This window comes from Corynebacterium suedekumii (genome assembly GCF_030252185.1).
Lineage (GTDB): Bacteria > Actinomycetota > Actinomycetes > Mycobacteriales > Mycobacteriaceae > Corynebacterium > Corynebacterium suedekumii.
The window spans coordinates 300,817-321,200 of record NZ_CP126970.1; the positions used below are offsets into that span (position 1 = coordinate 300,817).

18 protein-coding genes and 1 pseudogene are annotated in these 20,384 nt (G+C 69.3%); 5 read left to right on the forward strand and 14 right to left on the reverse strand.

Translation table 11 applies throughout. From position 1 onward, the window contains the following. Nucleotides 1–8: 8 nt before the first annotated feature. Nucleotides 9–680: a phosphoribosylformylglycinamidine synthase subunit PurQ gene (gene purQ, locus QP029_RS01495; protein ID WP_284875141.1), complete on the reverse strand. Its 672-nt coding sequence runs from the start codon at nucleotides 678–680 to the stop codon at nucleotides 9–11. After that, nucleotides 677–922, reverse strand: a complete 246-nt coding sequence (gene purS, locus QP029_RS01500; RefSeq protein WP_284875142.1) for a phosphoribosylformylglycinamidine synthase subunit PurS — start codon at nucleotides 920–922, stop codon at nucleotides 677–679. Before purS ends, purQ begins: the two co-directional genes overlap by 4 nt. Before the next feature lie 195 nt (nucleotides 923–1,117). Between purS and QP029_RS01505 the strand changes: the two genes are divergently transcribed. Both QP029_RS01505 and QP029_RS01510 read left to right on the forward strand, forming a co-directional pair. Then, a complete protein-coding gene (locus tag QP029_RS01505) occupies nucleotides 1,118–2,173 on the forward strand; it encodes a lamin tail domain-containing protein (RefSeq protein WP_284875143.1) in 1,056 nt (351 codons plus the stop codon). Next, nucleotides 2,101–3,666 carry an ExeM/NucH family extracellular endonuclease gene (locus QP029_RS01510; RefSeq protein ID WP_284876117.1) on the forward strand — a complete coding sequence of 522 codons (1,566 nt, stop codon included), beginning with the start codon at nucleotides 2,101–2,103 and terminating at the stop codon, nucleotides 3,664–3,666. The genes QP029_RS01505 and QP029_RS01510 overlap by 73 nt, the downstream gene beginning before the upstream one ends. A 66-nt stretch (nucleotides 3,667–3,732) precedes the next feature. Here QP029_RS01510 and QP029_RS01515 read toward each other — a convergent pair whose 3' ends face one another. Genes QP029_RS01515 through purD form a run of 7 tightly spaced genes read right to left on the reverse strand, consistent with a single transcriptional unit; the run spans nucleotide 3,733 to nucleotide 11,954 of the window. Next, complete coding sequence (locus tag QP029_RS01515) at nucleotides 3,733–4,227, reverse strand: glutathione peroxidase (protein WP_284875144.1); 495 nt, start codon at nucleotides 4,225–4,227, stop codon at nucleotides 3,733–3,735. Between the two features lie 20 nt (nucleotides 4,228–4,247). Beyond that, nucleotides 4,248–4,931: a DUF2334 domain-containing protein gene (locus tag QP029_RS01520; RefSeq protein WP_284875145.1), complete on the reverse strand. Its 684-nt coding sequence runs from the start codon at nucleotides 4,929–4,931 to the stop codon at nucleotides 4,248–4,250. A 44-nt stretch (nucleotides 4,932–4,975) separates the two neighbouring features. Beyond that, nucleotides 4,976–7,093, reverse strand: coding sequence for a S9 family peptidase (locus QP029_RS01525; RefSeq protein WP_284875146.1), 2,118 nt, complete (start codon nucleotides 7,091–7,093; stop codon nucleotides 4,976–4,978). A gap of 26 nt (nucleotides 7,094–7,119) precedes the next feature. After that, on the reverse strand, nucleotides 7,120–8,013 hold the full coding sequence (locus QP029_RS01530) for a phosphoribosylaminoimidazolesuccinocarboxamide synthase (RefSeq protein WP_284875147.1): 894 nt from the start codon (nucleotides 8,011–8,013) through the stop codon (nucleotides 7,120–7,122). Nucleotides 8,014–8,057: 44 nt separating this feature from the next. Continuing rightward, a complete protein-coding gene (gene purB, locus QP029_RS01535) occupies nucleotides 8,058–9,488 on the reverse strand; it encodes an adenylosuccinate lyase (protein WP_284875148.1) in 1,431 nt (476 codons plus the stop codon). Nucleotides 9,489–9,507: 19 nt separating this feature from the next. After that, a complete protein-coding gene (locus QP029_RS01540; protein ID WP_284876118.1) occupies nucleotides 9,508–10,623 on the reverse strand; it encodes a pyridoxal phosphate-dependent aminotransferase in 1,116 nt (371 codons plus the stop codon). A 53-nt stretch (nucleotides 10,624–10,676) separates the two neighbouring features. Then, the gene (purD, locus tag QP029_RS01545) at nucleotides 10,677–11,954 is read right to left on the reverse strand and encodes a phosphoribosylamine--glycine ligase (RefSeq protein WP_284875149.1); all 1,278 of its coding nucleotides are present in this window, start codon (nucleotides 11,952–11,954) and stop codon (nucleotides 10,677–10,679) included. A gap of 31 nt (nucleotides 11,955–11,985) precedes the next feature. Here purD and QP029_RS01550 point away from each other — a divergent pair, with 31 nt between their 5' ends. Then, nucleotides 11,986–12,411, forward strand: coding sequence for an HIT family protein (locus QP029_RS01550; protein WP_284875150.1), 426 nt, complete (start codon nucleotides 11,986–11,988; stop codon nucleotides 12,409–12,411). A gap of 4 nt (nucleotides 12,412–12,415) precedes the next feature. Beyond that, nucleotides 12,416–13,033 carry an alpha/beta hydrolase gene (locus tag QP029_RS01555; protein WP_284875151.1) on the forward strand — a complete coding sequence of 206 codons (618 nt, stop codon included), beginning with the start codon at nucleotides 12,416–12,418 and terminating at the stop codon, nucleotides 13,031–13,033. Here QP029_RS01555 and QP029_RS01560 read toward each other — a convergent pair. The 5 genes from QP029_RS01560 to QP029_RS01580 form a co-directional block, all read right to left on the reverse strand. After that, nucleotides 13,005–14,483: a sensor histidine kinase gene (locus QP029_RS01560; protein WP_349293714.1), complete on the reverse strand. Its 1,479-nt coding sequence runs from the start codon at nucleotides 14,481–14,483 to the stop codon at nucleotides 13,005–13,007. The genes QP029_RS01555 and QP029_RS01560 overlap by 29 nt on opposite strands. Continuing rightward, on the reverse strand, nucleotides 14,480–15,205 hold the full coding sequence (locus QP029_RS01565; protein ID WP_284875152.1) for a response regulator transcription factor: 726 nt from the start codon (nucleotides 15,203–15,205) through the stop codon (nucleotides 14,480–14,482). The genes QP029_RS01560 and QP029_RS01565 overlap by 4 nt, the downstream gene beginning before the upstream one ends. Before the next feature lie 98 nt (nucleotides 15,206–15,303). Beyond that, the gene (locus tag QP029_RS01570) at nucleotides 15,304–16,062 is read right to left on the reverse strand and encodes a MerR family transcriptional regulator (RefSeq protein ID WP_284875153.1); all 759 of its coding nucleotides are present in this window, start codon (nucleotides 16,060–16,062) and stop codon (nucleotides 15,304–15,306) included. A gap of 57 nt (nucleotides 16,063–16,119) precedes the next feature. Continuing rightward, the gene (locus QP029_RS01575) at nucleotides 16,120–17,130 is read right to left on the reverse strand and encodes an alanine racemase (RefSeq protein WP_284875154.1); all 1,011 of its coding nucleotides are present in this window, start codon (nucleotides 17,128–17,130) and stop codon (nucleotides 16,120–16,122) included. Next, on the reverse strand, nucleotides 17,131–18,885 hold the full coding sequence (locus QP029_RS01580) for a pyruvate dehydrogenase (RefSeq protein WP_284875155.1): 1,755 nt from the start codon (nucleotides 18,883–18,885) through the stop codon (nucleotides 17,131–17,133). A gap of 127 nt (nucleotides 18,886–19,012) precedes the next feature. Between QP029_RS01580 and QP029_RS01585 the strand changes: the two are divergent. Beyond that, nucleotides 19,013–20,323 (forward strand): annotated as a pseudogene (locus QP029_RS01585) (MFS transporter); the annotation flags it as partial. Nucleotides 20,324–20,384: the final 61 nt, after the last annotated feature.

The following is a 20,384-nucleotide window of genomic DNA, read 5'->3' on the forward strand; positions in this document are numbered from 1 at the left end:
GCAGTCTCCTAGGCGGCGATCGTCCCGATGGCGGACAGGAACATTCCCAGGCCGTCGGTCGACGGGCCGGTGAGGGCCTCGACGGCGTGCTCGGGGTGCGGCATGAGGCCGACGATGCGGCCGGTCGGGTCGGTCACGCCGGCGATGGCGTTGAGGGAGCCGTTGTAGTTGTCGGTGTAGCGGAAGACCACGCGGCCCTCCCCCTCCAGCTGCTCGATGGTCTCCGGGGCGGCCTGGAAGCGGCCCTCGCCGTGCTTGGCGGGGATGAGGACCTTCTGACCGGCCTCGTACCCGGAGGTCCACGCGGTGTCGGCGTTGACCACCTCGAGGTAGGTGTCGGTGCAGTGGAAGTGCAGACCCTGGTTGCGGGTCAGGGCGCCGGGCAGCAGGCGGGCCTCGGTGAGGACCTGGAAGCCGTTGCAGATGCCCAGGACGGGCATGCCCTTACCGGCGGCGTCGATGACGGAGCGCATGACCGGGGCCAGCGCCGAGATCGCGCCGGAGCGCAGGTAGTCACCGTAGGAGAAGCCACCGGGGATGACGACGGCGTCGACGCCGCGCAGGTCGGCGTCGGCGTGCCAGAGGTCGACGACCTCGGCGCCGGCGATGCGGACGGCGCGGGCCGCGTCGACGTCGTCAAGCGTGCCGGGGAACGTGATGACCCCGATCTTCGCGGTCACTGCGCGACCTCCACACCCACGACCTCGAAGTCCTCGATGACGGTGTTCGCGAGCAGCGTCTCTGCGACCTTCTCCAGGTCAGCGGCGCTGACGGAGTCGTCGACCTCCAGCTCGAAGCGCTTGCCCTGACGGACATCGCTGACACCGGTGACGCCGATGCGCCCCAGGGCGCGGTGGACGGCCTGACCCTGGGGGTCGAGGATCTCCGCCTTCGGCATGACATTCACAACTACACGGGCCACAGTATTCCCTTATCTTCGCCGTCATTGGTCGGGCTTCAGTCTAGCCCCTCGCCGCCCGGGGCCTGTAGTCCGTGAATCCGGGTGAACCCCCCGGTGACGGCGAGATGAATTCTCCCGCCCCGCCCGGCGGCACCCATGCGGAGAGAGTTAAGTGTCTGAGAGTAGTCATAGTTCTCAACCCGAAGGTCTCCCGTCATGTCCCCTCACCCCCATCGCGTGCTCGTCGTGGCCACCACGCTCACCCTCGCCGCGGCCGCCACCCCCGCGCTGGCCGCCGTCGACGGCTCGAACGTCGTCATCTCCGAGGTCTACGGTGGTGGCGGCAACAGCCGCTCCGTCTTCACCAGCGACTTCGTCGAGCTGTACAACCCCACCAGCGCGCCCGTCGACGTCACCGGCTGGCAGATCCGCCAGCAGTCCGCCGCCGGCAACACCGGCACGACGCACACGCTGACCGGTGTGGTCCCCGCCGGCGGCCACCTGCTCATCCAGGGCGCGGCCGGCACCAACAGCCCCGCGCCGCTGCCCACCCCGGACGATGCGGGCACCTTCAACTTCTCCGGCACGCAGGCCTCCGCCGTGCTTGTCGACGCCGCCGGGGTCACCGTCGACCTCCTCGGCTGGGGTTCCGCCGTCAACGTCGAGACCGCCCCCGCGCCCGCGACGACGAACGCCACCTCCGTCCAGCGCCTCGACCCGGCAGTGGACACCGACGACAACTCCGCGGACTTCCACGTCGCCGCCCCGACCCCGACCAACTCCGGTGGGCAGGCCCCGGTTGACCCGGAGGAGCCGGTCGATCCCGTGGACCCTGAGGTGCCCGTCGAACCCGGCGCGACCGTGAGCATCGCCGAGATCCAGGGCACCGGCACCGCGACCCCGCTGGCCGGGCAGACCGTCACCACCGAGGGCGTGGTCACCGGTGTCTACGAGGAAGGCGGGCGCAACGGCTTCTACCTGCAGACCCCGGGCACCGGCGGGCAGGCCCAGACCGCCGGCGACGCCTCCCACGGCATCTTCGTCTACCTGGGTAACCGCAGCGACTACCCACGGATCGGCGACTCCCTCATCGTCACCGGCCAGGCCGGCGAGCACTACGACATGACCCACCGTTCACCCCGACGATCACCGTCCCGGACACCGCCTTCGCCCCGGTCACCCCGGTCGAGTTCGAGCACCTGCCCGCGGGTGACGAGGTCCGTGAGGCCCACGAATCGATGCTCGTCCTGCCCACCGGCGCCCACACGGTGACCGACAACGACGGGCTCAACACCTACGGCGAGATCGGCCTGGCCCCCGGTACCGAACCCTTCCGCCAGCCGACCGACGTCCACGCCCCCGACACCGACCCGGCCTCTCCGGTTCAGCAGCTCGCCGCCGAGCAGGCCGCCCAGCTGGTCACCCTCGATGACGGCCGCACGCGCAACTACCTCACCGGCGACCAGGCCACCCCGCTACCCTATGTCGCCCAGGACGGCGCCCCCGCCACCCCGGTCCGTACCGGCGCGGCCGTGACCTTCCAGCACCCGGTGGTCGTCCACTTCGACCACGACCTGTGGCGCTACCAGCCCACCACCCCGGTCACCGGCCACACCTCCGGCGCCGACCTGCCCATCACCTGGGAGGACACCCGCGCCGCCGAGGTCGGGGCCATGTCGCAGGTGGGCGGCGACTACTCGCTGGCCTCCTTCAACGTCCTCAACTACTTCACCACCCTCGGTGAGTCCGAGGCCGGCTGCCGGGCCTACACCGACATGCACGGCCAGCCGGTCGGCGCGCGCAACTGCGACGTCCGCGGCGCCTTCACCCCGGAGGCCTTCCGCGACCAGCAGGCCAAGATCGTCGCCGCCGTCAACGAACTCGACGTCGACGTCCTCGGCCTGGAGGAGATCGAGAACACCGCCGCACTCACCGGCGATCCTGCCCGCCGCGACGAGGCGCTCTCCGCGCTTGTCGACGCCCTCAACACCCACGCCGGCACCACCCGCTGGGCGTACGTCCCGTCCCCGGCGCAGGTGGGCACCGACGAGGACAAAATCCGCGTTGGCTTCATCTACAACCCGGGCACCGTCGAACCCGTCGGCGAGTCCCGCATCTTCGACGACGCCCGCTTCACCGGCACCGCCCGCCAGCCCCTGGCCCAGGAGTTCACCCCCGTCGGCGGTGAGCATGAGTCCTTCGTCGCCGTGGTCAACCACTTCAAGTCCAAGGGATCGGTGAGCAACGGCGACGCCGACACCGGCGACGGCCAGGGCAACAACGCCACCGTCCGCGCCAACCAGTCCCAGGCCCTCCTCGAGCACCTCGGCGACCAGGCCGACTGGGCCGACAGGCCCGTCTTCCTCATCGGCGACCTCAACTCCTACTCCCGCGAGACGGCCGTGGCCGTCCTGGAAAACGCCGGCTACACCAACCTCGCCGCAGCCCACGACCCGGAGGCCACCACCTACCAGTTCAGTGGCCTGCTCGGCTCCCTCGACCACACCCTGGGCAACGCCGCCGCCACCGAGCGCACCGTCGACGCTGACGTGTGGAACATCAACGCCGACGAGTCGGTCATCTACGAGTACTCCCGCCGCAACTACAACGCGGTCGACTTCTACGCTGACGACTACTTCCGTTCCTCCGACCACGATCCAGTCAAGGTCGGTTTCACGCTGCGCACCACCGGTGAACCGACCCCGGATGAGCCCGAGCCGTCCGAGGGTGTCTCCTCCGGCTCGTCCTTCGGCCTGTCCTCCTAGGTACTCCCGGACACAGAGACAACCGCCCGGCACCAGTGGTGCCGGGCGGTTTCTTCGTTCTGTGTACTACTTCGGCAGGTTGAGCTCGATGAGCTCCACGACCTCGGAAGCCTCCGGCTCCACCTTCGGCCGGATGCGGGCGATGACCTCGCCGGTGGGGGCGATGAGGAACTTCTCGAAGTTCCACTCCACCTCCCCCGCCGTCCCGTCCGTGTCCTCCACTCGGGTCAGTTCCCTGTACAGCGGGTGGGCGTGCTCGCCGTTGACCTCGAGCTTGTGCAGCAGCGGGAAGGTGACCCCGAACTCCTGCTTGGTGAAGTCCGCGATGTCCTGGTCCGACCCCGGCTCCTGCTCGTTGAACTGGTTGCAGGGCGCGCCGATGACGGCCAGGCCGCGGTCACCGTAGGTGTCCTGGAGTTTCTGCAGCCCCTCATACTGCGGGGTCAGCCCACACTCGGAGGCGGTGTTGACCAGGAGAATGAGGTTGTCGGGGGCGACCTCCCCCAGAGTGGTCTCGGTGCCGTTGTTGAGGTCGACGGGAATGGTCAGCAGATTCGTCATGCCGCCCAGGGTAGCCCCGATCAGTCGGCGATGACGTCGCGGTAGTCGCCCAGGACCGCACCGTGGTCGGCGGCCGCCAACGCCGCGCGGAGGAAGTCCTGCGCCACCTTCTTCTCACCCAGGTTGCGCCCCGAGATGGACAGGCGGATCGTGTTGCCTCTCGACGCACCGCGCTCAGCGGCCCTGATGATGTTGCGCCGCCACCACTTCGCCGCACCGAAACCCTCACCCACCGACAGATTGCGGCACTGGTGGAAGGTGCCGTGCTCCAGGTCATGCAGCCCGCGTGTCGACGCCGCCAACACGAACCCGTACTCCGGCAACGCCTCGAGCGTGCCCGGCGACAACCGCCACCGCGGCGGGGCGAAAATGTCCGGGGTGATCCCGATCCGGGTCATCTGCCGGGTCGAGCCGGCCAGCCGCAGCCGCGCCTCATGGGCACCGAGCGTGGCGAACTCCGCCCGCCGACCCTGCGCCGCCTGATCAAAACCGTTGAGGATCATCGCCCGGCCACCCTCCTGCTGGGCCAGCAACCAGTCCCGGGTCGTGGCGTCCTTGGCCAGGTGCCAGTTGCCGTCAATATGGGGTGCGACCAGCAACGAGACCGGGATCCCCTCGGTGTCGAGGGCGTCGACCATCTCCGCCACTGCTCCCCTGGTCTCGGAGAAAATACTGGAGATCGATACCAGGAGGCGGCCACGCATAGGGGGGATTATCTCACGGCCGGGCGGGGCTGTCGCGGCGAGACCTACTCGGTCCGCCCGCCACCGGAAGTGTGGATGGTCCACGCGTACTCGAACGCGGTCTGGTGCCAGCGGGCGTAGCGGCCGGAGACGCCGCCGTGGCCGGCGGACATCTCGGTCTTGAGCAGGAACTCGCCACCGGTGGCCACCTCGCGTAGCCGGGCGATCCACTTGGCGGGTTCGACGTAGAGGACGCGGGTGTCGTTGATGGAGGTGACGGCGAGGATGTCGGGGTAGTCCTTGGCCTCGACGTTCTCGTAGGGGGCGTAGGAGGCCATGTACTCGTAGACCGCCGGGTCGTGGAAGGGGTCGCCCCATTCGTCCCACTCGGTGACGGTGAGCGGCAGTTCGGGTTTGAGCATGGAGGTCAGCGGGTCGACGAAGGGGACGATGGCCTGGATGCCGGCGAAGCGGTCGCCGGCGAGGTTGGCCACCGCGCCCATGAGCATGCCACCGGCGGAGCCGCCTTCGGCGACGAGCCGGTCCGAGGCCGTCAGGCCGGTGGCGATGAGTTCGTCGGCGCAGGCGATGAAGTCGGTGAAGGTGTTCTTCTTGGTCAGCTGCTTGCCGTTGTCGTACCAGCCGCGGCCCATTTCGCCACCGCCGCGGACGTGGGCGACGGCGAAGATCATGCCACGGTCCATGACGGAGAGGCGGGAGATGGAGAAGCCCGGGTCGATGCTCGATTCGTAGGAGCCGTAGCCGTAGAGGACACACCCGCGGGGTGAGGTGAGGTCGAGGTCGGCGCGGTGGACCACGGAGATGGGTACCTGTTCGCCGTCGGGGGCGGTGGCCCAGAGGCGGTAGGCGGTGTAGTCCTCGCGGTTGTAGCCGCCGCGGACCTCCTGCTCCTTGAGCAGGGTGCGTTCGCCGGTGGCGACGCGGTAGTCGTAGAGGCGGGCGGGGGTGGTGAAGGAGCCGTAGGACAGGCGGATGACGGGGGCATCCCATTCGGGGTTGCCGGAGGAGCCGGCGGTGTAGAGCTCTTCGTCGAACTTGAGCTCGGTGAACTGGCCGTAACCACCGTCCACCAGTTCCATGATGGACAGGCGTCCGATGGCGCCGCGTCGATAGGCGGCGACGATGAAGTCGCGGTAGGTGTCCACGCCCTCGATGCGCACCTCGTCGGAGTGGGGGATGAGGACGTGGAGGTCCCGCAGCGGCGGCAACGTGTCCACGCTGCACTCCCCCACCTCGAAGTTCGGCCCTGTCGCGTTGTGGGTGACCACCCAGCGGCTCTCGCCGCCGACGACGGCGTGGTCGACGGAGTACTCGACGCCGGACTCGCGGGGCCACAGGACGCGGAACTCGCCCTCGGGGTTGTCCAGCTCGAGGACGCGGGTCTCGGAGGTGATCTTGGAGGCGGCCTCGATGATGAGGTAGGTCTCGCAGCGGGTGACGCCGACGCCGGTGAAGAAGTGCTCGTCGTCCTCGCGGTAGACACACACGTCCTCGGACGGGTCGGTGCCGATGCGGTGGCGCCACACGGTGTCGGGCCGCCATGCCTCGTCGACGCGCTGGTAGAACAGGTGCTCCTCGCCGGCCCAGGTCGCGCCGTAGAAGACGTCCGTGAGGTGGTCGTCGAGCAGCTCGCCGGTCTCCAGGTCCTTGACGTGGAGGTCGAAGCGTTCGTCGCCGGCGGTGTCCACGGAGTAGGCGAGGTAGCGGCCGGAGGTGGTGACGCTGGAGGCGCCGAGGGAGAAGAACTCGTAGCCCTCGGCCAGCTCGTTGAGGTCGAGGAGGATCTGCTCGCCCTCCACCTCGCCGTCCTCGGGGATGACGGGGGCGACCCACGGGTCCTGGCCCTCGGACACGGGGATGCGGCAGCTCAGGCCGTAGTTCTTCCCCTCGATGGTGCGGCCGTAGTACCAGTAGTCACCGGCGCGGACGGGGACGGACATGTCCGTCTCCTTGATGCGGGACTTGATCTCGGTGTAGATCGTCTCCGTGAGGTCGGCGATGTCCGCGGTCTGCTGCTCGGTGTAGGCGTTCTCCGCCTCGAGGTAGGCGATCGTCTCGGCCGACTCCTTGTCGCGCAGCCACTCGTAGTTGTCGGTGAAGGAGTGCCCGTGGAATTCACGGACGATCGGCGTGCGGGGTGCGACAGGGGGCTGCAGAGTCATGGCACCCCACTGTAGTCACCGCCCGATCAGACGCAGCAGCCGACCCAGCGGGCGAACTTCTGCCCGGACAACCGCTCGTAGGCCTCGATGTAGCGCTCGCGGGTCGCCTCGACGACGGAGCCGGGCAGGGCCGGCGGCGGGGTGGTGTCGTCGACGTTCCAGCCGGACTTCGGGCTGGTCAGCCAGTTGCGCACGTACTGCTTGTCAAAGCTGGGCTGGACCTTGCCCACCTCGTAGGAGTCGGCCGGCCAGTAGCGGGAGGAGTCGGGGGTGAGCACCTCGTCGGCGAGCACGAGGGTGCCGTCGGCGTCGAGGCCGAACTCGAACTTGGTGTCGGCGAGGATGATCCCCTTCGACTCTGCGAGGGCGGCGGCCTCGGAGTAGATCCGCAGGGTGGCGTCGCGCAGCTCGTTCGCCCGGGTCTCCCCGAGCTTCTCGACGACCGCGTCAAAGCTGACGTTCTCGTCGTGGTCACCGAGCTCCGCCTTCGTGGCGGGGGTGAAGATCGGCTCGGGCAGCCTGGAGGCCTCCACGAGCCCGGCGGGCAGCTCGATGCCGCAGACGGTGCCGGACTCCTTGTACTCCTTGAGGCCGGAGCCGGTGAGGTAGCCGCGGGCCACGCACTCGAAGGGCAGCATCTTCAGCTTCTTCACCACCAGCGCACGGCCGAGGACCTCCTCGGGGATCCGTGGATCGTCCGCGGGCCCGGCGAGGTGGTTGGGGAAGTCGATGGCGTCGAAGAAGAAGACGCTCATCGCGGTGAGCACCCGCCCCTTGTCCGGGATCTCGGGATCCAGGATGTGGTCGTAGGCGGAGATACGGTCGGAGACCACCATCAGCAGGGTCTCATCGTCCACCTCGTAGATCTCGCGGACCTTGCCCGCGGAGAGGTGGTTGTACTCGGACAGCTCAGGACGCATGAGAATGGAGTGTAGACCCGCCGGTGGTGGTTGGGAAATGCTGGCTAGAGGATCTCACCCGGCTGGTACTTCGCGGCCTCCGGGTGCAGCTGCACCAGGGCGTCGATGCGGCTGACCACCCGGTCGACCTGGGTCTCGGCGGCGCCGATGAAGGCGTGCTTGTCGGCCAGGGCGGCCTCGAGCTCGGCCTGGGTCATCGGGAGGCGTTCGTCGGCGGCGAGGCGTTCGATGAGGTCCTGGCCGCCGCCGTTCTCGCGCATGTTCAGTGCCACGGCGACGGCGTTCTCCTTGATCACCTCGTGGGCGGTCTCGCGGCCGACGCCGGCGCGGACGGCGGCCATGAGGATGCGGGTGGTGGCCAGGAACGGCAGGTAGCGCTCGAGCTCCCGGTCGATCATGGCCGGGAAGGCACCGAACTCGTCGAGGACGGTGAGGAAGGTCTCGAACATGCCGTCAATGGCGAAGAAGGCGTCCGGCAGGGCGACGCGGCGGATGACGGAGCAGAAGACGTCGCCTTCGTTCCACTGCTGGCCGGCGAGGTCGGCGACCATGGTGAGGTAGCCGCGGAGGATGACCTGCAGGCCACCGACGCGCTCGCAGGAGCGGGCGTTCATCTTGTGCGGCATGGCCGAGGAGCCGACCTGGCCCTCCTTGAAGCCCTCGGTGACGGTCTCGTTGCCGGCCATGAGGCGGATGGTGTGGGCCAGGGAGGAGGGGCCGGCGCCGAGCTGGACGAGGACGGAGACGGCGTCGAAGTCGAGGGAGCGCGGGTAGACCTGTCCGACGGAGTCGAAGATCCGGGCGAAGCCGAGGTAGTCGGCGATGGAGGTCTCCAGGGAGGCGAGCTTGTTCTGGTTGCCGCCCATGAGGTCGAGCATGTCCTGGGAGGTGCCCATGGGACCCTTGATGCCGCGCAGCGGGTAGCGGCCGAGCAGTTCCTCGGCGCGTTCGATGGCGACGAGCATCTCGTCGGCCGCGGAGGCGAAGCGCTTGCCCAGGGTGGTGGCCTGGGCGGCGACGTTGTGGGAGCGGCCGGCCATGACCAGGGACTGGTACTGGGAGGCGCGGGTCCCGATGCGGGCGACGACCGCGACGGCCTTGTCCCGGATGAACTCCAGGGAGCGGAAGATCTGCAGCTGCTCGACGTTCTCGGTGAGATCGCGCGAGGTCATGCCCTTGTGGATGTGCTCGTGCCCGGCCAGGGCGTTGAACTCCTCGATCCGCGCCTTGACGTCGTGGCGGGTGACCCGCTCACGGGCGGCGATGGAGACGAGGTCGACCCGGTCGATGACATCCTCGTAGGCGGTGATCGCCTCGGCGGGGATGTCCACGCCCAGATCCTTCTGCGCCTTCATCACGGCGATCCAGAGCTGCCGCTCCAGGATGATCTTGTACTCCGGGCTCCACAGCTGGGTCAGCTCGGCGGAGGCGTAGCGGTTGGACAGGACGTTTGCGATCTTCACGTTATCGGCCACGCCCTGATTATCGCACGAGTCACCGACCGAGATATGCACCGAGCCTGCGGCAGGCCTCCCGGGTCTGATCCTCCGGTGCGCACAGGGACAGGCGGACCCACTGGTGGCCGTGGACGGGGTCGAAGTCGATGCCGGGGGCGAAGGCCACGCCGATGGCGTCGACGAGCTCGTGGCACCAGGCCTCGGAGTCGTCGGTGACGTCGGAGACATCGAGCCAGAAGTACAGGCCGCCGTCGGGTTCGGCGAAGCGGGTGAACCCGATCTTCGGCAGTTCCTCCAGCAGGGCGCGGCGGGCGGCGGCGTAGTGGGTGATATGGCCGTCGAGTTCGGCACGCGCCGCCGCGGAGAAGGCGGCCCGGCCAGCGACCTGGGAGATCGCCGGGGCACACAGGGCGAGGGAGGCCTGCAGGTTCTCCACCGGGGTGAGCAGTTCGTCGGGGAGGATGAGCCAGCCGATGCGCCAGCCGGTCATGGAGTAGTACTTCGACAGGGTGCCTACGACGATGGCCCGGTCGGAGAACTGCCGGGCGGTGGCCAGGGGGCGGCCGAAGCTCATGCCGTGGTAGTCCTCGTCCGAGATGAGCACGGCGCCGTTGTCCTCACACCACCGTGCGATGCGCTCGAGTTCGGCCGGGTCGATGATGGTGCCCGACGGGTTGCCCGGGGAGGTGACGATGACGGCCTTCGGCTTGTCCTCCACCGGCAGGGCATCGAGCATGGCGGCGGTGGGCTGGAAGCGGGTGGACTCGTCGCAGACGAGGTCGACGACGCGGGCGCCGAGGGACTCGAGGATGTTGCGGTAGGCCGGGTAGCCGGGGCAGGACAGGGCGACGGTGTCCCCGTGGTCGAGCACGGCGAGGAAGGAGGCGACGAAACCGCCGGAGGAGCCGGTGGTGATGACGACGTTGTCGGCGGAGGTCTCCACCCCGTACGTCGAGGAGTGCCACGACGCGACCGTCTCCCGGAGGTCCCGGTCGCCGACGACCTCGGTGTAGCCGAGGGTGGAGGCGTGCAGGGACGCCTCGGCCGCCTCGAGTACCGCGCCCGGCGCGCCCGTGGTGGGCTGTCCGGCGCAGAGCATGATGGTGTCCTTGCCCTCGCGGCGGCGCCGGTGCACGATGTCGAGCATCTGCATGACGCGGAAGGGCTGGACCTGGCCCCGTTGGCTGACGATCCCGCTCATGAGTGTCACAGCGTGATCCTTCCCTCCACCGCGGGCAGGGCGATGTCGGTGCGGTAGAAGGAGCCGTCGAGGTCGATCTCCGCGATGGTGGCGTAGGCGTCCTCGCGAGCCGCCGCCAACGTCGGGCCGACGCCGAGGATGTTGAGCACGCGGCCGCCGGCGGAGACCAGGTCGCCGGAGTCGGTGCGGGAGGTGCCGGCGTGGAGGACCTTCGCGGCGTCGTCAAGCATGTCGCCGGTGATGACGTCGCCGGTGCGCGGGGACGCCGGGTAGTCGGCGGCGGCCAGCACCACGGTCAGGGCGTAGGCGTCGCGCCAGGCCAGGGGCGGGTGGGAGGCGAGGGTGCCGGAGGCGACGGCGTCGAGAAGCCCGGCGAGCGGGGTCTCCAGCAGGGCGAGGACGGCCTGGGTCTCCGGGTCACCGAAGCGGGCGTTGAACTCGACGACGCTCGGGCCGTCCGCACCCCAGGCCAGGCCGGCGTAGAGCAGCCCGGAGTAGGGGGTGCCGCGGCGCACCATCTCCTTCGCCACGGGGACGCACACCTCGTCGACGATCCGCTGGACACCGTCGGCGGGCAGCCACGGCAGCGGGGTGTAGGCGCCCATGCCGCCGGTGTTGGGGCCCTCGTCGTTGTCGTGGGCGCGCTTGTGGTCCTGGGCGGGCAGCAGCGGGACGACGGTCTCGCCGTCGACGAGGCAGAACAGGGAGACCTCGGGGCCGTCGAGGAAGGACTCGAGCAGCACGGGATTGCCCAGCTCGTGGACGGCGGCGACGTGCGCCAGGGCGGCCTCCCGTTCGGGGGTGACCACGACTCCCTTGCCGCCGGCCAGGCCGTCGTCCTTGACCACCCAGGTCGGGCCGAAGCGGTCGAGGGCGGCCTCGATCTCGGCCGGGTCGGCGCCGGGGAGGAGCTGTTCGGCTCGCGCGGTTGCCACGCCGGCGGCTTCCATGACCTCCTTGGCGAACTTCTTCGACCCCTCCAGCTGCGCCGCCTGCCGGCCCGGGCCGAAGACCCGGATGCCGGCGTCGCGCAGGGCGTCGGCTACGCCCGCGACCAGCGGGATCTCCGGGCCGATGACCACCAGGTCTGCCGCGATGTCGCGGGCGAGCGCCACCATGGCGTCCGCGTCGTCGACCTTCCCGGCGTCCGCGTGGACGGTGGCCAGGCCCGCCATGCCGGCGTTGCCGGGCGTGACGTGGAGGTCGGTGGTGGCGGGGTCGGCGGCGAGCCCCTTGAGCAGGGCGTGCTCGCGGCCGCCCGATCCGATGACGAGAATGCGCATGGCTCTAGATAGTAGAGGTAGCCTGGCGGGCATGAGTAGCGTGTTCACCAAGATCATCAACGGCGAGCTCCCCGGCCGCTTCGTCTACCGCGACGACACGGTGGTGGCGTTCCTGTCCATCGAACCCCTCCGGTACGGCCACGTCCTCGTCGTCCCCGTCGATGAGGTCGACCGCTGGACCGACCTCGACCCGAAGGTGTGGGGTGCCCTCAACGAGGTCGCGCAGAACATCGGCCGGGCCGTCAAGGAGGCGTTCGACTCCTCCCGCGCCGGCTACATCATCGCCGGTTTCGATGTCCCCCACACCCACATCCACCTCTTCCCCACCGACCAGATGGGCGAGTACGACTTCTCCCAGGCGATGGCGGCGGACGCCACCGACCCGGCGACGATGGACGACGCCGCGGCACGGATCCGCGCGATCCTGGAGACCGACGAGTCCGGGTACCCCATCTAGGCCGATGAGCCTGCTGCGCTGGGTGCCCCACCGCGGGCACCTGCCGGAGCTGCCCGCGCTGCCCGGCACCCCGGTCGTGCTCCTGCACGGCCTGCTCGGCTCGCCCGGCAACTTCGAGCTCACCGCCCGCGCGCTCATCGCGGCCGGCATACCCGTCATCGCCCCGGAGTACGGGCTCCGTGGCACCGTCCCCGTGGAACGTTCCCTCACCGAGCTTGTCGACGCCCTCTCGCCCCACCTCAGCTCCCCCCTCGACATGGTGGGTCACTCCCTCGGCGGGCTCCTGGGGCTGCGCCTGGCCCGTCAGTTCCCCGGCTCGGTGCGCACCCTCGTCGGGGTGGGTGCCGCCTTCCGGGGCCTGCCCGCCCCGCGCAACCCGGTGGTACGCCGGGGCATCGGCACCGTCATGGGCCGCGGTGCCCTCGACCTGCTCACTCCTGAACCCTGGGCGGCGGAGGTCCCCGCCGGCACCCGGGTGGTCTCGATCATCTCGGACGCGGACCGGATCGTGCCGCGCGAATCCTCCGACCTCGGCGAGGTCGTCGAGGTCCGCGGCGTGCGCCACGAGTACCTGCCGAGCCTGGCCCGGGAGATCAGCGCCGCGCTGGCGTGGACCCCGTGACATGGTCGGTGCCCTGGTCGGGCAGCCGGACCGTGAACGTGGTGCCCTCCCCCACCGCCGAATCGACGGTGATGGACCCGCCGTGGGATTCGACGAGGGTGCGCACGATCGCCAGGCCCAGCCCGGAGCCGCCGGAGGCGCGTGAGCGTGACGAGTCCTCCCGGTAGAACCGCTCGAAGATGTGGCTGGTCACCTCCGGCGACATGCCGCGGCCGTCGTCCGCGACCCGGGTGACCACGTCATCGCCCTCGCGGGTGAGCGTGACGGTGACCTTCGCGTCCGGCCCGCCGTGGGTCAACCCGTTGGAGATGAGGTTGAGCAGCACCTGGTGCAGGCGGGCGGGATCACCGTCGACGACCGGCACACAGGAGGTCCCGTTGACCACCTCGACGGCCCGGCCCGGGAAGGCGGCCCGGGCGGAGCTGGCCACTGACAGGGACAGCTCGAGCAGGTCGACCGGCTTCTTGTCCAGACGTGCCCCTTCGGCACGGGTCAGCGCCAGCAGGTCCTCGACGAGCAGGCTCATCCGCCGGGACTCGTCGTCGATCTTGGTCAGGACCATGTCGACGTTGTCGGTCGCCCCCGAACGGTAGAGCTCGGTGTAACCGCGGACCGAGGTCAGCGGGGTGCGCAGCTCGTGGGAGGCGTCGCCGACGAAGCGGCGCATCTGCTCCTCCTTGTCCCGGGCGGTCTCCACGGACTCCTGCAGCTGCCCGAGCATGGAGTTGAGCGCGTGTGCGAGCTGGCCGACCTCGGTCTCCCGCGGCCACTGCGGGACACGGCGGTCGAGGTCGCCGCCGGCGATCTCCCCGGCGGTGCGCTCGACCTCGCGCAACGGTGCCATGGCCCGGCGGATGAAGTAGTAGCCGAGCAGGGCCAGCACCGCGAGGACGAGGACGCTGATGACCACCTGGATCAGTGCCAGGCCGACGAGCAGGGTGCGTTCCCGGTCGAGGGTCTTGGCCACGACGGTGGTGACCTCGCCCTCACGGTGGGAGATCACCCGCCACATCATCGGTGCATCGCCGTCCGAGGGGACGGTGACGGGTGGACCGCCGACGACGACGGTGTCCAGCCGGGGCAGCGTGCCCGGGTCGTTGAACACCACGCTGGAGCCGTCGGCGAAGATCTTGATCACCACGTAGTCCGTCGGGGGACGCGACGCCCGGTCGGTGTTGAAGATCCGGTCATTGCGGGCCCAGCCGCCGAGGGAGTTGACCAGATCCTCGTCGACCCGGGAGTACATGACCTCCCGCATGATCGACGACACCGCCACCGAGGACGCCGCCAGCCCGATGCCGGAGACGAGCACGATGATGATGACCAGCCAGGTGCGCAGCGGCATCGACTTCACACCGGCCGGCTGGACCGGTTCCTCCGGTGCCGCCGGTGCGGAGTACGGATTGGCCCGGACCTCCCGGGCCGGTTCCGGATAGGGGGGCAGATTCACTGGCGCGGGGTCCGGAGGACGTAACCGACGCCCCGGACCGTCTGGATCAACGGGACGTCACCGGTGTCGATCTTCCGGCGCAGGTAGGAGATGTAGGACTCGACGACGTTGCCGTCGCCACCGAAGTCGTAGTGCCACACGTTGTCGAGGATCTTCGACTTCGACAGCACGACCTCCGCGTTGAGCATGAGGTAGCGCAGGAGGTTGAACTCCGTGGGCGAGAGCTCGACGATCCGGCCCGCCTTGGTCACCTCGTGGGTCTCGTCATTGAGGGTGAGGTCGGCGTAGCTGATCGTGGCGTCCTCCGGCGACTCGTCGAGCGCATGCCCACGCCGCAGGATCACCCGCAGCCGGGTGATCACCTCCTCGAGGGAGAACGGCTTGGTCACGTAGTCGTCCGCACCGATGGTGAGCCCGTGGATGCGGTGCTCCACGGCGTCCTTGGCGGTCAGGTACAGCACGGGGCCGTCGAGCCCCTCGGAGCGGAGCTTCGACAGCAGCTCGAAGCCGTCCATGCCCGGCATCATCACATCGAGGATGTAGGCGTCAGGGTTGAACTCGCGGGCGATCCGCATGGCCTCGGTGCCGGAGTCGGCGGTGCGTACGTCGAAGCCCTGGAACTTCAGGCTCACGGTGAGCAGCTCCACGATGTTCGGCTCATCGTCGACGACCAGGACCTTCACGTCCCGGTCGGCGGAGTGGGGATCATTCTTGGGGTCCATAGTCCATCACTTTCCGGTGTCAGTGCCCACGAGTCAACTCCCCGGCTCTACGATCCCGCTGGGCAGAGTCTGAGAGTTGCCTGGACTTGTGGACCACCCTAGGACCACTGCACGTTCGCCAGGTCCACCCCCTCCTTCTCGGCCTGTGCCTCGATGAGGGTGAGCAGGTAGTCAGCGTGCCCCTGGTAGGTGGCGTTGAAGCGCTCGTCGCAGGTGTACATCCGCGCCAGCAGCACCTGCTTCTCCGCGGTCACCTCATAGAACTGGCCGATGCTCTCCCGGTGCTTGGCGACGATCGCCTCCGCCTCCGCCGAGCCGGGTGCCACGCCGCGCTCCGCGGCGTCGACAAGCGTGGCCACGAAGCCGTCCTGGTCGTCCTTGACCTGCTGCCAGTCGGCCCTGGTCATGTTCTTCTGCCGGGCCTGGGACTGCTCCCACTCCGGGGTGTCCCCCCAGCGCTCCTCGGCCTCCTGCTGGTAGCCCGGCCATTCCTCGCCGAAGAGCTCAACCTTCTCGTTCATGGACATGGTGTCCCCTCCTTCCAGGAGGTCATCGACTGCCCGGACCATCCGGTGCAGGTGACCGATCCGTTCCACCAGCACCTCCCGCTGCCGCCGGAGCCGCTCGGCGGCGGTGCCGGGGGCGTCGAGAAGCTCCCCGATCTCCTTGAGCGGCACGCCCGCCTCGCGGTAGACGAGGATCTGCAGCGCCCGCTCCAGGTCATCGTCGGTGTAGAGGCGGTGATCGGACCACGTGCGCCACGTGGGCACGAGAAGGCCGATCTGGTCCCAGTGCCGCAGCGTGCGGGTGGTGACGTGGAGGATGTCGGCGGCCTCGCCGATGGAATAGTCGGTCACGGGTACCAGTGTGGCTGTTGACGCAGCGTCAAGCACAAGGGCAGGGGCGATTGCCCCCTAGTTCATGCCCCGCGCCGCCACGGCCCAGCGGGAACCGTCGGACACCTCGACCTCGTCGACGAGGTTGAGCACCGGGCACACGTGGTTGGGCACGACGTCGAGTTCCACGCCGATCGACGGCAGCGCCTCCCCTTCCGGCCAGACGATCGTGCCGTGGTGCTCGGACACGGCGGTGATCCGGGCCTCCGGCACAGCCATGACGCGGCCGAAGCCGGTAGCCCAGGCGGGGCGGTCGGAGCCGAGGATCTTGGAGCCGGCGTCGACGATGAGCTGGTGGAGATCGTCCCGCCGGGAGACCACCCGGGTACGGATACTCAGGGCGATGTCCTCCCATCCGCAGGTGCCCAGTTCGAGTTGCTGGGCGTCGTTGAACACGTAGACGCCGGGGCGGACCTCGGTGACCACCGCCGGATCCGAGAGTCGGGCCGACGGGGTGGAGCCACCGGAGAGCACCGGGTCGGTCACGCCGAATGAGCGGAGCACCTCGCCCGCCGCCACCAGGGCAGCAGACTCGTCGGCGGCCGCCGCTGCCATCTGACCCGGCGCATAGGAGTGGCCGGGGAAGGTGAAGGCGCCGCGGAGATCCAGGCCCAGGGACAGTAGCCCGCGGGCCAGGTCCGCCACCGCGTCGACGGGGACGCCGGAGCGGTGGTGGCCGGAATCGATCTCGATGAGGACGCTCAACGGGGCGTCGATACGCGCGAGGGCGCGTCCCGCGGTGAGGGAATCGCAGCCGACGGTCAGCCGCACCCGCCGGGCGAGGTCCGGCAGGCGCCGGTCGGCCCAGACCGGGTAGGCGATGAACAGGTCGTCGCAGACTTCGGCGAAGATCTCCGCCTCCCCGAGGGTGGCCACGGTCAGCCCGGTGGCCCCGGCGGCGAGCTGGAGGCGGGCGATCTCGGGGATCTTGTGCGTCTTCACGTGCGGGCGCAGCGGGATCGGCCCGGCCGCCATCGCCGAGATGTTGGCGTGCAGCCGGTCGAGGTCGACGCGGACGACCGGGGTCATCTACGTGGTCTCGATGGTCGCCGCGGCCCCGATGTTGCGGAGGTTGGCGCGCGCGAGGCCGATCATCTTGCCCACACCGCCACCGAAGACGGAGCGGGTGGAGGCGCGGGTGAAACCGACGAGCATGTCCCAGGTGATCTCCGGCGGGATGGACAGGGCGTCAGGGTCGGTCACCACGTCGACGAGCACGGGGCCGGGGCGGGCGAACGCCTCCTCCAGGCCCTTGCGCAGCTTCTTCGGGTCCTCGATGCGGATCGCCTTGATGCCCACGGCCTCGGCGATGGCGGCGAAGTTGACCTCGTCATGGTCGGTACCGAAATCGGGCATGCCCGCCACGAGCATCTCCAGCTTGACCATGCCGAGCGAGGAGTTGTTGAACACCACCGCCTTGACCGGCAGCTCGTGCTGTTTGACTGTGAGCAGCTCGCCCATGAGCATGCCCAGGCCGCCGTCGCCGGAGAAGGACACCACCTGGCGGTCCCGGTCGACGAACTGCGCGCCGATGGCGTGCGGAAGGGCGTTGGCCATGGTGCCGTGACGGAAGGAGCCGATCTCTTCCCGACGCCCGTTCGGCGTCAGGTAGCGCGCCGCCCACACGTTGCACATGCCGGTGTCGACGGTGAAGATCGCGTCATCGTCCGCGAGCTCGTCGATGAGCGCGGCGACGTACTCCGGGTGGATGGGCTTCTTCTTCTCCACCTTCTTCGTGTACGCGTCGACGACGCCCTCGAGGATCTTCGCGTGGTTGCGCAGCTGGGTGTCCAGGAAGGAGCGGTCGGTCTTCTCCTCGATGTGGGGCAGGATGTTCTCGATCGTCGCGCCGACGTCGCCGACCACCGGGTACGTCACCGTGGTGCGGCGGCCGATGTGGGAGGCGTCGATGTCCACCTGGGCGACGTTGTCGCGTGGCAGGAACTCGGTGTACGGGAAGTCGGTGCCCAGCAGGATGAGGAGGTCGGCGTCGTGGGAGGCGTCATGGCAGGCGCCGTAGCCGAGCAGGCCGGACATGCCGACGTCGAAGGGGTTGTCGTACTGGATGTACATCTTGCCGCCGAACGCGTGCCCGATGGGGGACTTGATCTTCTCCGCCAGGGCGAGGACCTGTTCGCGGGCGTTTTTCACACCGGCGCCGCAGAACAGGGTGACAGTGTCGGCCTCGTTGATGGCCTCGACCAGGCGGGCAGCTTCCGCGGCGTCCGGGTAGACGGTCGGGCGACCGGTGGCGATGACGGAGTCGAGGAACATGTCCTCACCGGCGTCCGCCTCCGCCAGGTCACCGGGGATGACGAGGACGGACACGCCCTTGCCGGCCATGGTGGACTGGATGGCGTGGTGGAGGATGCGGGCACCCTGGTCCGGGGAGTTGACCATCTCGCAGTAGGCGGAGCACTCCTGGAAGATCATCTCCGGGTGGGTCTCCTGGAAATAGGATGACCCGATCTGCAGGCTGGGGATGTGGGAGGCCAGGGCGAGGACCTTCGCGCCGTTGCGGTGGGCGTCGTACAGCCCCTGGATGAGGTGGGTGTTGCCGGGGCCGCAGGAGCCGGCGCACACGGCCAGCCGGCCGGTGGTGAGGGATTCGGCGCCGGCCGCGAAGGCGGCGGCCTCCTCGTTGCGGACGTGGACCCACTCGATGGAGGAGTCGCGGATCGCGTCGACGATGGGGTTGAGGCTGTCGCCCACGACGCCGTAGATGCGTTCCACGCCCTGCTTCTCCAGGGTGGCGATGAGTTGCTCTGCGTAGTTGCGTGCCATGACCACAACCGTACTCGCGTACCCCGACACCGGCTTGTAACTGTAACGAACGGTCGGTACAGTTACGCGCCGTGAGCACCCCCTGCAACGCTGGACCTTCCTCCTGGTCATCTCCCTCGGACTGCTGATGATCGGCGTGGACAACTCGATCCTCTACACCGCCCTGCCGGAACTGCGCGCCCAACTCGGCACCACGGACACGCAGGCACTGTGGATCATCAACGCCTACCCGCTCGTGCTCGCCGGCCTGCTGCTGGGCACCGGCACCCTCGGTGACCGAATCGGTCACCGGCTCATGTTCCTCGTGGGCCTGACCGTCTTCGGTGTCGCCTCCCTGGCGGCCGCCTTCGCACCCGGCGCGTGGTTCCTCGTCGGCGCCCGGGCCCTCCTCGGTTTCGGCGCCGCCGTGATGATGCCCGCCACCCTCGCACTCATCCGCATCACCTTCACCGAGGAACGCGAACGCAACACCGCCATCGGCGTGTGGGGCTCGGTGGCCGTCATCGGTGCGGCGGCCGGCCCCGTCGTCGGTGGCCTGCTGCTGGAGTACTTCTGGTGGGGGTCGATCTTCCTCATCAACGTCCCCATCGTGCTGCTCACCATCGCCGCCACGATCGTCGTCGCCCCGGCGAACATGCCCAACCCGTCGAAGCACTGGGACGCCGTCTCCTCCGTCTACGCGCTGCTCACCCTCTCGGGTCTGGTGATGACGATCAAGGAGCTGGCCAACCCGGACCGCACCTGGTGGCTGCTGGCGGTCTCCGCGGTGATCGCCGCCGGCGGCGGTATCGCCTTCACCCGCCGTCAGGGTCGCCTGTCCGACCCGCTGCTGGCGTTCGACGTCTTCCGCTCCCGCATCTTCACCGGCGGGGTCCTGGCGGCCGGCGGCGCGATGTTCGCCGTCGCCGGACTGGAGCTGATGACCACGCAACGGTTCCAGCTCGTCCTCGGCTACAGCCCGTTGGAGGCCGGACTGCTCATCATCGCCGTGACGGTCGCGGCGTTCCCCCTCTCCATCCTCGGCGGCGCGTTCCTGCACCGGGTCGGGTTCATCCCCCTCATCACCGGCGGATTCGTGGCCGTGGCCGTCGGCGTCGGGCTGGCCGCCTTCTTCGGCGCCGCCGACAACATTCCCGCCTTCGTCGCCGCGCTGGCACTGGTGGGGGCGGGCGCCGGTGCGATCATGTCGGTGTCCTCCACCGCCATCGTCGGTGCCGCCCCCGTGCGCCGGGCCGGCATGGCGGCGGGTGTGGAGGAGGTGTCCTACGAGTTCGGCACCCTGCTGTCGGTGGCCATCTTCGGCAGCCTCCTGCCGGTCCTCCAGCTCGCGTTGGGCACCCACGACGCCGCCTACTTCCGGATCCTCACCATCCTCGCCGTCTCCGCGGCCGTGTTCGCCGGCATCACCGCCTGGTGCTTCCGCGGCAACCCGAAGGGGCGGGCCTTGCGCACCAGTAAACGGGACTGGATCATCACCTCCGCCATCCGGGTCATCGAGG